The organism is Bradyrhizobium sp. YCK136 (assembly GCF_044570075.1).
Classification (GTDB): Bacteria; Pseudomonadota; Alphaproteobacteria; order Rhizobiales; family Xanthobacteraceae; genus Bradyrhizobium; species Bradyrhizobium diazoefficiens.
The window spans coordinates 2,397,447-2,409,872 of the sequence record NZ_CP172424.1; the positions used below are offsets into that span (position 1 = coordinate 2,397,447).

Genomic DNA, 12,426 nt, shown 5'->3' on the forward strand with positions numbered 1-12,426 from the left:
TTGGCAGGGGAGTATTTGCAAATGTTGCCTCAATTCGGCACCGCCGTTCGCAAGAAGAACCTCAACAATGCCTTCGGCGCCGATGTCGGCGGCGGAGCTCCGGACAAGGCCTCGGTCGACGCCGCCTGGCTCGTGCTGGAAGCCGCCAACGATCTCGGCGATCACGCCGCGATCGAAGCCTGCCGCCGCGTCATCGACGCCGAGCTGAACGGCGCGGTCGCCGGCAGCTCGGATATCGATCTGGTGCTGGGGTATTTCAGGTAGGATTCCATCCGCGTTACACAACGGCTTCCACCGTCATTGCGAGGAGCTCGCGACAAAATTGCGAAGCAATTTTGCGCCGATGCGACGAAGCAATCCCGAATCTTTCCGCGGAGACAGCCTGGATTGCTCCCGCCTTCGCCAAAGCTTCGGCGGGACAAGTCACTGCGCTCGCAATGACGGCGCAGGACGCACCTCGTTACTTTTCAGCCGCGATATTGTTCGTCGCTGACTTTCTCCAGCCAGTCGACCGTCTTGCCGTCCAGCTGCTCCTGTATGGCGGTGTGCGTCATCGCCGTCGTGGCGCTCGCGCCGTGCCAGTGCTTCTCGCCCGCGAAAACCAGACCACGTCGCCGGGCCGTAGTTCCTCGATCGGGCCGCCCCATGTCTGTGCGCGACCCGCCCCCGCTGTCACAATCAGCGTCTGGCCCAGCGGATGGATGTGCCACGCCGTCCGGGCACCCGGTTCGAAGGTGACGCTGGCGACGTTCGCGTGCGCCGGCGCGACGGCTGTGTGCAGCGGATCGTTGCGCACTTGTCCGGTGAACCACGCTTCCGGGCCTTTTTGGGACGGCTGATCTCCACTACGCTTGATCTGCATCGACTGACTCCCTTGCTTCGACACGCCGGTTTCGCTCATTGTTGCCGATCGCGACGCGGAGACGACGGCGAAGGAGCCTGCTCCCGCGATCACGCGGCGCCGCGAGATCATGCATACGACCTCAGACGGTGATCATCGTCTTGATCGCGCGTCGCTCGTCCATGGCGCGGTAGCCCTCGGCCACGTCGGCCAGCGGCAGCTTGAGATCGAAGACCTTTCCGGGCTTGATCTTGCCGGCGAGGACGCGGTCGATCAGGTCCGGCAGGAAGCGCCGGACGGGGGCCGGTCCGCCGAGCATGCGGCGTTGCGCGAAGAACATCGCCTGGCCGTCGAAGGTCACGCCGTGGGGCACGCCGACATAGCCGATCGAGCCGCCGGGCCGCGTGCACTCGATGGCCTGCGTCATCGACTCCTGCATGCCGACACACTCCAGAACGGAATCGGCGCCGACGCCGCGCGTCAGCTCCTTGATGCGGGCAATGCCCGCTTCGCCGCGCTCCGCCACGATGTCGGTCGCCCCGAACTCGATGGCGAGCCGTTGCCGGGTCTCGTGGCGGCTCATGGCGATGATCCGCTCGGCCCCCATCGCTTTGGCCGACAGCACGCCCATCAGCCCGACGGCGCCGTCGCCGACCACGACGACGGTCGATCCCTCACGGACGTTCGCGGCGTCGGCGGCGTACCATCCCGTGCCCAGCACGTCGGAGGTCGCGAGCAGATCGGGGATGAGATCGGGCGAAGGCAGCTCCGCGGTCGCAACCAGCGTGCCGTCGGCGAGCGGCACCCGCGCGTACGGCGCCTGTGCGCCGGACATGAACTCGCGCTGGACGCATGAGGAATGAAATCCAAACCGGCAATGCGGGCAGGTGTTGTCCGAGATGCAGAACGAGCCGACGACGAACTGTCCGGGCCGCACCGTCGTCACCTCGCGTCCGACCTCCACGACGACGCCGCAATATTCGTGGCCCATATGGGCGCGGCCGTCGATCGGCTGCAGACCCCGGTAGGGCCAGAGATCCGAGCCGCAGATGCAGGTGGCCGACAGCTTGATGATGGCATCGGTGGGTTTGAGGATCCTGGGGTCGTCGACCTGTTCGCACCGGACATCACCGGGACCGTACATGAGTGTTGCCAGCATTGCTGAACCTCCAAATTTGAACGTCAGGTGAGAAGCTCTATGCGAAGAGGGTATTTCCCTCTCGCGAGCAGGGGCTGAATGCCATCCTCGAGTCGGCCGAGACGGATCAGCCCTTTCGAGTAGCGATAGCTGTCATGGAAGAAGACGAGATTGCCCCAGGGCGCGTAGTAACAGAGATCGCCTGGCGCCTCGTCCGCGAACGGGCTGCCGCCGTCCTCGGTCAGCTTGCGCAGCAGATAGGCAATCTTCTCGTTGGTCGAATAGTCCTCGATCGCCAGGTCGAGCGGCAGGCGCGAGACGAGTTCGCGTGCTGACGGGCCGTCGAAGAGGACCACCGTAAAGCTGTGACGATCGAAGGCGCATCGTATCCGCATGGTCGCGGCTCCCGTGTGCCAGGAAGCGTTCGTCGCGGTCAGGCCGGCCACCGGCCTGGAAACGGCGGCCATGGCCAGGAGACCTCCAAGAACGGACCGGCGCACCGGGCGATGTCTGGGCATGGTGCGTTCCTGTAGTCGGGCCAGGACGGCGCGGGGCACAGCGAAGACCACCCGCACCGCCGGAGATAGCCGATAGCGAGCAATCGGATTAGATGGAGTAATCCGCTTGCATTAATCGATGGGCGGCATAAATGGGGACGGTCGGCGGCGGAGAACGATGGCCAAGCAAGACTTCAACGACCTTCTTTGGTTCCTCACGGTCGCCAAGGAGCGCAGCTTCACCAAGGCGGCCGCGAAGCTCGGCATTGGCCAATCGACCTTGAGTCACACCATCAAGCGGCTGGAAGACCAGATGGGCATCCGGCTGCTGACGCGCACGACACGCAGCGTCGGTCTCACCGAAGCCGGCGAACGGTTGAGGCTGTCGATGGCTCCGCGCATCGCCGAGATCGAGGCCGAGATTGCCGACCTGATGGCGTTCCGCGACAAGCCCTCGGGGCGGATCCGGATGACGGTGTCGGAGCACGCGCTCCAGAGCGTGGTGTGGCCCAAGCTGCAGCCGATCCTGAAGGACTATCCCGACATCAAGCTCGAGCTCAGTCTCGACAACGGATTTCGCAACATTGTCGAGGACGGATTCGACGCCGGCGTCCGTCTCGGAGAAAGCGTCGAAAAGGACATGGTCGCCGTGCGGATCGGACCGGATTGGCGGCTGGTGGCCGTGGGCTCACCCGGCTACTTCGCCGAACACGGCGTGCCGGAGCACCCCCACGACCTCGTGCGGCACAATTGCATCAACCTGCGGCTGGAAAGGGCAGGTGGGCTTTACGCGTGGGAGTTCGCGAAGGACGGCCAAGAACTTCGCGTTCGAGTGGACGGGCAATTGACGTTCAACACCTCCTACGCCCAGGCCGATGCCGCGCTGAAAGGATACGGCATCGCCTATGTGCCGGAGAATGTCGTGCAACGGCACATCATGTCGGGGGACCTCGCGCTGGTCCTGGACAAGTGGTCGCCGGTGTTCGACGGATACCACATCTACTATCCGAGCCGCCGCCAGAACTCGCCCGCCTTCAAGGTCATCGTCGACGCGCTGCGCCATCGCGGCGAGTGAGAAAGTGGCGGGGCGGCCGACATGCAAAAGGCCTCGCCGAAGCGAGGCCTCCTTGTTCGATCGTGCTGGCTCGCACTAATCGTCCCAATGATGATAACGACGGATCACGACGCCGCGGTCGTAATCGCGGTCGTGATTGTACCAGCCACGGTGCCAGCCGCGGTCATGCTCGTAAACGCGCGCGCGGGGGCCGTCATAATAGTCCCTGTCGCCGCCGACATAGATGCCGACGCCGGCCGCATTGGCGATGGTCGGGGCACCGATTGCAAGCGTCGCTACCGCTGCAAGAGCGTAAGTCAGCTTCTTCATCTGTTCCTCCTGTTCGCGTCGTCGGGGGTCAACGACTGCCGTCACCACCTGTTGCAGGAACGGGCAAGAAACTTTCTTGAATGACTGTTCAGGTCGGTTGCATTCAGGAACATCATCGAAGCAGCCAGATGGAACTGCGTCAGGCGAGTCCCTCTGTTTCAAGTGGTCCCATGACACGAGGCTTTGAACGGGGCTGTCGCATATGAGGCAGAATGCTGTGAGAGCGGTTCAGCCTTCAACCTTGTCGCTTCAGGCATTCCATTGTCGTTCACCGCGATCTGGCGCGACGGCTGCAACTCTCGAACGAGACAGGTGCTCCATGGATGAACGTACCGACGGTCAGGCGAGCGCTCAACAAGCAGGGTTTGCCGGTGTTACGCGCAAGGTTCTCGAACGTCTGCCATTGCCGGGCAATCAACAGGAACTCATGGTCGTCGAGGTCACCTATCCGCCGGGTGGCGTCGCGCCGCTTCACCGGCATCCCGTTGCGGGCGCGATCTACATCGTCGAAGGTGTCGCCGAGTCCGCTTATGGCGGCGACGAACCGCGACAGTACCGGGCGGGCGAGACGTTGCAGGATCGGGCGGATCTTCCACACACCCTATTTCGCAATTGTGATCCGGAACGTCCGCTCCGTTTCCTGACCATCTACGTGCTCGAACCCGGACGCTCCTACACGCTGGAGCCGTGAGGTTGCTGCGGGACCTGATGGATTGCGCGTGGCTGCTGCACGCCGCGATGGCATTTGCGGCTTTTGCCGGAAGAGGGCAGTGGTGATAGTTCGGTGTTGCGGCAGGGAAACCATGGGAGCGCGTCGTTGACGAGGCAAAATATCTCATCGGGGTATGCGTTCGAAGACGCTTATGGCTACTCCCGCGCCGTGCGCGTCGGAAACCAGGTCTTTGTCTCCGGCACGACGGCTCGCCCGCCGCACCTCGACGGCGACGCCTACCTGCAAGCCAGGGCGATACTCGCATTGATCGCCGACGCATTGGCCGAGGCTGGCGCCGATATGCGGCATGTCGTCCGTACCGTGGTGTACGTGATCGATATGGCGGACACCGAGCATGTGGCGCGCGCCCACTCTGAAGCCTTCGATGCGGTGCGCCCGGCCAGCACGCTCGTCCAGGTCAGCGCCCTGACGCCGACATCGGCCCGCGTCGAGATTGAAGTGGTGGCAATCATCTCGGCCTGACGGGCCTCGCGCCGCTTGGGCGCTGCGATCCGTCGCGGAGCGCTGCTGGTAGCTTCTCGGAATTGCCTTCGATCATGGCGCCGACACACGCCGTTGCACGCACCTGTGATCAGTGGAACTCCGGATGCAGGTAACGGCGGAAGGATCTCTTCGTACAGCTTTCAGCGAACGTATTTTCTTCGCACGCTGATGGACGCGCATTCCGGGGAGAGATCGTCACATGATGGAATTCAACGTTGCCGAGAATGGTGGAGGTTCGTATCGTCCGCTCGCCATTCTCCGCTGGGTCATGGTGGTCATATTCGTGTCCTTCGGAATGCAGAAATTCACACTGCAATCCGCGCAGGGCATCGCGCAGTTCATCACCAACAGTCCGTTCATCTCCTGGCTGTCGATCTTCGGCCTGAGGGGAGAGGCCTATGTTCTCGGTGTTGCCGAATTCGCGATTGCGGCGCTGCTGGCGGCAGGTAGCTTCAGCCCGGTCTTGTCCGCCGTCGGCTCATTCATGGGCGTGGTGACCTTCGCGATCACATGGTCGTTCTTCTTCACGACGCCGGGCGTCGTCACATGGAGCCTGTCATCCGATCCCATGGCGTGGAATCTGACCGGCGAGTTCCTGTTCAAGGACATCGTCTTGCTGTGCGTCTGCGCCGTTCTGTTTCTGGCCTCATTGCCGCGATCGGCCATTCGGCTGCGCACCGGCTGAGCGTTGGGGCGTCGCTCACCGCCGGATCCGGTAGATCACGACGTCCTCGCCGTGATGCGTCGTGCTCTTCTCCAGAATGTAATTGGAGTTCTCCAGCACGCGGCGCGACGCACCATGTTCGACGAAGACCAGGCCGATGAGCGACGGCAGCGCGAGTTGCGACAGCCCGATATGCGTCAGCGCCGCGGCGGTCTCGCTCGCAAATCCTTGGCCCCAGAGGTCGCGTTTGAACGTATAGGCAATCTCGATCTCGTCGATACCATCAACGAGGATGTGCCTGATCCCCGCCCGTCCGGCGAATGCTCCGTCTCTCGTTCGCAGCACCCAGAGCCCGAAACCGTGCCGGTCCCAATGGGCCATGTTGACGGCGAGATAAGTCTTCGTCGCCTCCGCCGAACGGACACCGCCGAGATAGCGGGACACGTCGGGATCGAGATGGAGTGTGACGAGGTCGGCGAGATCATCGTCGCGCAGTTTCTCGGCGGTCAGTCTGTTGGTGCGGAAGTGATCCAATGAGGTTAGCGGCGTTCGAAGTGAGCATCGATTGTTGCGCCGACGATGCCGTCCTGCCGACGTCTTACTCAACCTCCCGATCGCCGGTGTGACGCGCGGGGTTTGATCTGCATCAAATACGCGGATGACGATCGCGCCACAACCCGACTTCGAGGCTCACAGGTTGACAGGTGCGATGATCCCGACTTGGTACGTCAGCTTTGAAATTCGACAACGTGGCGTTTTGCCGAGGCAGCGCAGTCCGCGCGAGACGCGGACGTTCGCGACCGAGGACGAAGCCAAGTTGTTCGCGCGCGCAAAGCTCGATGAAGGCCTTTCTGTTTTTGCAGGTACGATCAATCCTCACGTTCCGAGGCGGCTCATTCCGGCGCCAGATATCCATGCGTGGCTCAACGATGACGGCGGCTCTCTACCGTCAGAAGCGTCGGGCATCGATTAAGCACGCTACAGTGCATAGAGATGGCGCTTGGGTGTTGCCATTTTGATACGGGCTTCAGGACTCCTGCCCGCGTAAAGTTCCTCACATTCGCGAACCTTATGCACCTGGTCAGCATGGGTGCTCATTTCTGGACGAGACAGCGAATTTGAACGAAAGAGCAAAAAAGGGGACGAGACCATGAGGAAGTTTTCAACTGCTGCGATCGGCTTCGTGGCACTGAGTATGGCGGCTCCGGCCATGGCGGCCGACATGGCCGTCAAGGCGCCGCCGCCGGCACCAGTGGTGGCGGTCTACAACTGGAGCGGATTCTACATCGGGGCCAACGGTGGCTGGGGGCAAAGCCATGGTTGCGTCGACTTCGTAACGCCCGCTGGGACGGTAGCAGGTGGCTGCGCCGATCGCTCCGGTGGTCTTGCGGGTGGACAGATCGGGTACCGCTGGCAAACCAATCAGTTTGTGCTTGGTCTGGAAGCTCAGGGCGATTGGGCCGAGATCAAGAACACGCGCGTCAGCCTGATCGATCCGTTGATCTCGACCACAGGCAAGACCGACGCCATTGGGCTGTTCACAGCCCAGCTCGGTTGGGCATGGAACGCTTCGCTGTTCTACGTGAAGGGCGGCGCTGCCGTGACCCGCAATCGATTCGATATATTCAACAACGTCACCGGCGTCGGACTGGCTTCGGCAGGTCACACGCGCTGGGGCGGCGCCCTGGGTGTCGGCTGGGAATATGGTTTTGCGCCGAACTGGTCGGCCGGTATCGAGTACGACCATCTCTGGATGGGACGCGACAATTTCGGCTTCGCAGGCGTGGTCACGCCCGGCGGGTTGGCGCTCACCGGCAGCGGGATCAGCCAGGATGTGGACATGGTTACGCTTCGGTTGAACTACCGCTTCGGTGGTTTCGGTGCTCCGGTCGCTGCTCGCTATTGAGTGTGTGTGTCTTCCCGGTGAACTCAGGCCCCGGCATCGACCGGGGCCTTTTCATGGGAAGCCGAAGAAAACGATGGAGGTCCGGCATCAATTCCTGCGATGTCGCAAGGCCAGGCGCGAGTGAATTGTGCGGACTTGTCGAGGATGCGGGCCGCGATCAATCGTTGGCGGACGCTTCCCGATGATGCCATCATGCCGGTGTCTTGCCCGACGGGTCAAGCGAATTCGGATAATTCGTAAGCCATTGATTTCACGACCCCGTCTACTGTGCATGGGGTTGTTTTCGCAGTTTTTGGTTTCGAGAGGGGACTCTATCCCGCCCCCAACGCCACCGCGACGTTGTACGTCACGAGGCTCGCGGCATAGGCCAGCACCAGCATGTAGCTGAAGGTCACCGCCATCCATCGCCAGCTTCCGGTCTCGCGCCGGATCACGGCCAGCGTCGAGGCGCATTGCGGGGCGAAGATGTACCAGGCCAGCATCGACAGCGCGGTGGCGAGCGACCATTTCGTCGCCAGCACCTGGCCGATCTGCTCGGCCGCTTCCTTGCCGCCTTCGATCGCATAGACCGTGCCGAGCGCTGCGACCGCGACCTCGCGCGCCGCCATGCCCGGGATCAGGGCGACCGCGATCTGCCAGTTGAAGCCGACGGGGGCGAGCAGCGGCTCGAGCGCCTTGCCGATGATGGCGGCGAGGCTGAAGTCGATGGCGGGCTCGGTGGCGCCCGCCGGCGGCTGCGGGAACGAGGCCAGAAACCAGATCAGCACCATCATCGAGAAGATCGTGGTGCCGGCGCGGTGGAGGAACATCTTGGCCCGCGTGTAGACGCCGATCGCGATCGATTTCAGCCGCGGCATCTTGTAGTCCGGCAGCTCCAGCATGAACGGTGCCGGCGCGTAGTCGCGCAGCATGAAGAACTTGATCAGGAACGAGACGGCAAGCGCGCTGATGATGCCGGCGGCGTAAAGGCCGAACATCACGAGGCCCTGGAGGTTGATGAAGCCCCAGACGTCCTTCGCCGGAATGAAGGCCGAGATGATCAGCGTGTAGACCGGGATGCGCGCCGAGCAGGTCATCAGCGGCGCGATCAGGATCGTGGTCAGCCGGTCGCGCTTGTTGTCGATCACGCGCGTCGCCATGATGCCGGGAATGGCGCAGGCAAAGCTCGACAGCAGCGGGATGAAGGCGCGGCCGTGCAGGCCGGCGCCGCCCATGATGCGGTCCATCAGGAACGCGGCGCGCGCCATGTAGCCGAAATCTTCCAGCAGCAGGATGAACAGGAAGATGATGATGATCTGCGGCAGGAACACGATCACGCTGCCGACGCCCGAGATCACGCCGTTCTGGAGGAAGCTCTGGAGCAGGCCGGCGGGCAGGGTGGTGTGCACGAACTCGCCGAGCGCGTCGAAGCCGGAATTGAGCAGCTCCATCAGCGGCTGCGCCCAGGCGAACACCGCCTGGAACATCACGAACAGGATCAGCGCCAGCACGATGAGGCCGCCGACGGGATGCAGCACCACCGCGTCGATCCGCGCGGTCCAGGTGTCAGGCCGGCTCGGCAGGCTGACGCAGTCGGCGATGATGCGGTCGGCCTCGCGCTGGGTGGAGCGCAATTCGCCGACGCTGAGCGCGCGCCAGGTGTTCTCCGCAGGCTCGGTGGCGAGCCTGGCCGAGATCTCGTCGGTCAGCGTCAACAGATCGGCCGTGCCGCCCTTGCGCACCGCGATCGAGGTGACCACGGGCACGCCGAGCTCCTTGGCGAGCCGCTCGACGTCGACCGTGATGCCGCGGCGCGCGGCGATGTCGAACATGTTGAGCACGAGGATCATCGGCCGGCCGGTGCGCTTGAGCTCCAGCAGCAGGCGGATGGTCAAGCGCAGATTGGTGGAATCGGCCACGCACAGCACGAGGTCGGGCACGGTCTCGCCAGAGGCCTTGCCGAGCACGAAGTCGCGGGTGATCTCCTCGTCCGGGCTGCGGCCGCGCAGCGAATAGGTGCCGGGCAGGTCGACCACCGAGACCTGGCGTCCCTGGGGCGTGACGAAGAAGCCTTCCTTGCGCTCGACGGTGACGCCCGGATAGTTCGCGACCTTCTGCCGGCTGCCGGTCAGGGCATTGAACAGCGAGGTCTTGCCGCTGTTTGGCGTGCCGACCAGGGCGAGATGCAGGAGGGGTGCTTCCATGATTTTCAACGATCTGGGATCAAAGGCCTGAGGTCAGGGGGCGGCCGCCTCAGGCGACGATGATGGCCATGGCTTCGCGCCGACGGACCGCGATCGTGATGCTGTCGACCCGCACGGCGATGGGATCGCGCCCGACCAGCCCCTCATGCAGGACCTCGACCCGGGCCCCCTCGACGAAGCCGAGTTCGATCAGCCGGCTCTCGAGCTCGATGTCCGAGAGCGCCGAACCGGTGTCCCTGGCGGACAGGTGCTGGATGACGCCGGTGTAGCCGCGCAGGGCCAGACCCAGCGGCATGTGAGGGCGCGTATCATTGGTGTCGGTCATGCCCTGTATTTTCAACGCAGGGCATTGAGGTCAAGCGCGCTTGCTCGCCGGAAGCTGCACCTTAGAGTGATTTTAAAGTGCGAACGCCCCGACGCGCCGAAAAGACGCCTTGCCGGCTATTGGGCCGGGACCTTGTCCGGCTGGACGGCCATGGCGCGGCTCTTGAAGTAGTCGAGCACGAACAGGCGGATCGCCGAGGACAGATTGCCCTGCTGGCGGTTGCCGTCGATCTCGCCGACGAGCTCGGACAGCGTCATGTTGCGCAGGCCCGAAATCTCCTTCATGCCGTTCCAGAACGCCTCTTCCAGGCTGACGCTGGTCTTGTGACCGGCGACGACGATCGATCGTTTCACGACGGGCGACTTCATGGCTGCTCCTCGCGATCGATCTGATGCTTGTCCAGGTGCTCCTTCGCCCTGTCCGCGCGCGTCTCCTCCGCCGACCGCTCCGCTTTCGTGCGGCCGAACTTCGCTCGATTGGCGTCCGCCTGCTTCGCCGAGGCTTCCCGCTCGGCGCGCTTCCGGAAACGATTCAGGTTGATGACGTTCCCCATGCCGCGTCTCCATCATCCGATCCTCTTCAGGCAGGATGAAACATTCAGAAACAGGGGGCCGCGTCGCGCCCCACAAGACTTGATTGTCATTTGCTCGTCCTCGTCAATCGGCCCCTTGGGCCATCAAACGATGAATTTCGCCCCGCCAAGGGCAGAATAGCTGCGTAGCACGCCGTCTTTCCGGAACATTGACGGTAATCAAATCCTGTCCTTTAAGCCTTACAATTATGAGCTTTTTGGCTCCGTATCATTACGGATGACTATCGGAATTAGGAATTACCCCGGTTTCGTCATCTTCTCCGGCTGCACCAAACGGTCGAACTCGTCCGCTGTGACGAAGCCGAGCCGCAGCGCCTCCTCCTTCAGCGTGGTGCCGTTGACATGCGCCGTCTTGGCCACCTTGGCGGCGTTGTCGTAGCCGATCTTCGGCGCGAGCGCGGTCACCAGCATCAGCGAGCGCTGCATCAGCTCACTTATGCGCTTTTCGTCGGCGCGGATGCCGCTGACGCAATGTTCGGTGAAGGAGCGCGCGGCATCGGCCATCAGGCGGATCGAGTGCAGCATGTTGTAGGCTAGCACGGGCTTGTAGACGTTGAGCTCGAAATGGCCCTGGCTGCCGGCGACCGTGATCGCGGTGTGATTGCCGAACACCTGGCAGCACACCATGGTCATCGCCTCGCACTGCGTCGGATTGACCTTGCCCGGCATGATCGACGAGCCCGGTTCGTTCTCCGGCAGGATCAGCTCGCCGAGCCCTGAGCGCGGACCCGATCCGAGCAGGCGGATGTCGTTGGCGATCTTGAACAGGCCTGTCGCGACCGAATTGATGGCGCCGTGCGCCAGCACATAGGCATCGTTCGAGGCCAGCGCCTCGAATTTGTTGGCGGCGCTGGTGAAGGGCAGTTTGGTGATTCCGGCAACGTGCTTTGCGAACAGTCTTGCAAAGCGCGGCTTCGCGTTGAGGCCGGTGCCGACGGCGGTGCCGCCCTGCGCCAGCGGATAGAGCTCCTTCACCGCGACCTTCAGTCGCGCGATCCCGCTTTCGACCTGCGCGGCATAGCCGGAGAATTCCTGGCCGAGCGTCAGCGGCGTCGCGTCCTGGGTGTGGGTGCGGCCGATCTTGACGATCTTGGCGAACTCCTTCTCCTTCTTGCGCAGCGCACGGAGCAGTTCGCCAAGGGCAGGAACGAGATCGGCGGTGATGCGGCTCGCCGCCGCGATATGCATTGCGGTGGGAAAAGAGTCGTTCGACGACTGGCTCATGTTGACGTGATCGTTCGGATGCACCGGCTTCTTGGCGCCGAGCTCGCCGCCGAGCAGCTCATTGGCGCGGTTGGCGATCACCTCGTTGAGGTTCATGTTGGTCTGTGTGCCCGAGCCGGTCTGCCACACGACGAGCGGGAAATGATCGTCGAGGCTGCCGTCGATCACCTCGCGTGCGGCGCGGATGATGGCGCTGGTCCGGCGCTGGTCGAGCAGGCCGAGCTCGCGGTTGGACTGCGCCGCGGCGAGCTTGACGATGCCGAGCGCATGCACGAGCGCGATCGGCATGCGATCCGTGCCGATGCGGAAATTCTGCCGCGAACGTTCGGTCTGCGCGCCCCAATAGCGATCGGAGGGGACCTCGATGGGACCGAAACTGTCGGTCTCGGTGCGGGTCGCGGGGCGAGCGGTCTTCGTGCGTGCAGATTTGGCCATGAGCACATCCATTCCGCCGCG

16 protein-coding genes and 1 pseudogene are annotated in these 12,426 nt (G+C 63.3%); 7 read left to right on the forward strand and 10 right to left on the reverse strand.

Annotated elements, in window-relative coordinates:
* Positions 1-21: 21 nt before the first annotated feature.
* The gene (locus ACFLEY_RS11220; protein WP_011089274.1) at positions 22-264 is read left to right on the forward strand and encodes a hypothetical protein; all 243 of its coding nucleotides are present in this window, start codon (positions 22-24) and stop codon (positions 262-264) included.
* A gap of 203 nt (positions 265-467) precedes the next feature.
* Here ACFLEY_RS11220 and ACFLEY_RS11225 read toward each other — a convergent pair.
* The 3 genes and pseudogenes from ACFLEY_RS11225 to ACFLEY_RS11235 all read right to left on the reverse strand — a co-directional run bounded on the left by ACFLEY_RS11225 (position 468) and on the right by ACFLEY_RS11235 (position 2,446).
* Positions 468-862: pseudogene (locus tag ACFLEY_RS11225) on the reverse strand (cupin domain-containing protein).
* Positions 863-983: 121 nt separating this feature from the next.
* A complete protein-coding gene (locus ACFLEY_RS11230; RefSeq protein WP_011089272.1) occupies positions 984-2,000 on the reverse strand; it encodes a zinc-dependent alcohol dehydrogenase family protein in 1,017 nt (338 codons plus the stop codon).
* A gap of 23 nt (positions 2,001-2,023) precedes the next feature.
* A complete protein-coding gene (locus ACFLEY_RS11235) occupies positions 2,024-2,446 on the reverse strand; it encodes a cyclophilin-like fold protein (RefSeq protein ID WP_249163080.1) in 423 nt (140 codons plus the stop codon).
* Positions 2,447-2,654: 208 nt separating this feature from the next.
* On the opposite strand from ACFLEY_RS11235, the gene ACFLEY_RS11240 reads away from it, so the two are divergent.
* Positions 2,655-3,551, forward strand: a complete 897-nt coding sequence (locus ACFLEY_RS11240) for a LysR family transcriptional regulator (protein WP_011089270.1) — start codon at positions 2,655-2,657, stop codon at positions 3,549-3,551.
* A gap of 75 nt (positions 3,552-3,626) precedes the next feature.
* Here the strand turns inward: ACFLEY_RS11240 and ACFLEY_RS11245 are convergent, their stop codons facing one another.
* Entirely contained in the window at positions 3,627-3,860 is a 234-nt protein-coding gene (locus tag ACFLEY_RS11245) for a hypothetical protein (RefSeq protein ID WP_038966470.1), read from the reverse strand.
* 319 nt (positions 3,861-4,179) lie between these two features.
* Here ACFLEY_RS11245 and ACFLEY_RS11250 point away from each other — a divergent pair, with 319 nt between their 5' ends.
* From ACFLEY_RS11250 to ACFLEY_RS11260, 3 genes are all read left to right on the forward strand, one after another.
* Positions 4,180-4,551, forward strand: a complete 372-nt coding sequence (locus ACFLEY_RS11250; protein ID WP_211433851.1) for a cupin domain-containing protein — start codon at positions 4,180-4,182, stop codon at positions 4,549-4,551.
* A gap of 126 nt (positions 4,552-4,677) precedes the next feature.
* Positions 4,678-5,055 (forward strand): RidA family protein, encoded by a 378-nt coding sequence (locus ACFLEY_RS11255; RefSeq protein ID WP_028176183.1) that lies wholly within the window; start codon positions 4,678-4,680, stop codon positions 5,053-5,055.
* A 220-nt stretch (positions 5,056-5,275) separates the two neighbouring features.
* Positions 5,276-5,761 carry a YkgB family protein gene (locus ACFLEY_RS11260; protein WP_011089267.1) on the forward strand — a complete coding sequence of 162 codons (486 nt, stop codon included), beginning with the start codon at positions 5,276-5,278 and terminating at the stop codon, positions 5,759-5,761.
* 15 nt (positions 5,762-5,776) lie between these two features.
* Here the strand turns inward: ACFLEY_RS11260 and ACFLEY_RS11265 are convergent, their stop codons facing one another.
* Complete coding sequence (locus tag ACFLEY_RS11265) at positions 5,777-6,274, reverse strand: GNAT family N-acetyltransferase (protein ID WP_060908566.1); 498 nt, start codon at positions 6,272-6,274, stop codon at positions 5,777-5,779.
* A 175-nt stretch (positions 6,275-6,449) separates the two neighbouring features.
* Here ACFLEY_RS11265 and ACFLEY_RS11270 point away from each other — a divergent pair, with 175 nt between their 5' ends.
* A complete protein-coding gene (locus tag ACFLEY_RS11270; RefSeq protein WP_038966475.1) occupies positions 6,450-6,713 on the forward strand; it encodes a hypothetical protein in 264 nt (87 codons plus the stop codon).
* A gap of 177 nt (positions 6,714-6,890) precedes the next feature.
* A complete protein-coding gene (locus ACFLEY_RS11275; protein ID WP_060908565.1) occupies positions 6,891-7,646 on the forward strand; it encodes an outer membrane protein in 756 nt (251 codons plus the stop codon).
* A 311-nt stretch (positions 7,647-7,957) separates the two neighbouring features.
* Here ACFLEY_RS11275 and ACFLEY_RS11280 read toward each other — a convergent pair whose 3' ends face one another.
* From ACFLEY_RS11280 to fumC, 5 genes are all read right to left on the reverse strand, one after another.
* Positions 7,958-9,829, reverse strand: a complete 1,872-nt coding sequence (locus ACFLEY_RS11280) for a ferrous iron transporter B (protein ID WP_060908564.1) — start codon at positions 9,827-9,829, stop codon at positions 7,958-7,960.
* Positions 9,830-9,878: 49 nt separating this feature from the next.
* A complete protein-coding gene (locus ACFLEY_RS11285) occupies positions 9,879-10,154 on the reverse strand; it encodes a FeoA family protein (protein WP_011089262.1) in 276 nt (91 codons plus the stop codon).
* A 116-nt stretch (positions 10,155-10,270) separates the two neighbouring features.
* Positions 10,271-10,522 carry a ribbon-helix-helix domain-containing protein gene (locus ACFLEY_RS11290; RefSeq protein WP_011089261.1) on the reverse strand — a complete coding sequence of 84 codons (252 nt, stop codon included), beginning with the start codon at positions 10,520-10,522 and terminating at the stop codon, positions 10,271-10,273.
* Positions 10,519-10,707, reverse strand: coding sequence for a DUF4169 family protein (locus tag ACFLEY_RS11295; protein ID WP_011089260.1), 189 nt, complete (start codon positions 10,705-10,707; stop codon positions 10,519-10,521). Before ACFLEY_RS11295 ends, ACFLEY_RS11290 begins: the two co-directional genes overlap by 4 nt.
* Before the next feature lie 276 nt (positions 10,708-10,983).
* Positions 10,984-12,417 carry a class II fumarate hydratase gene (gene fumC, locus ACFLEY_RS11300; RefSeq protein ID WP_060908563.1) on the reverse strand — a complete coding sequence of 478 codons (1,434 nt, stop codon included), beginning with the start codon at positions 12,415-12,417 and terminating at the stop codon, positions 10,984-10,986.
* Positions 12,418-12,426 lie beyond the last annotated feature (9 nt).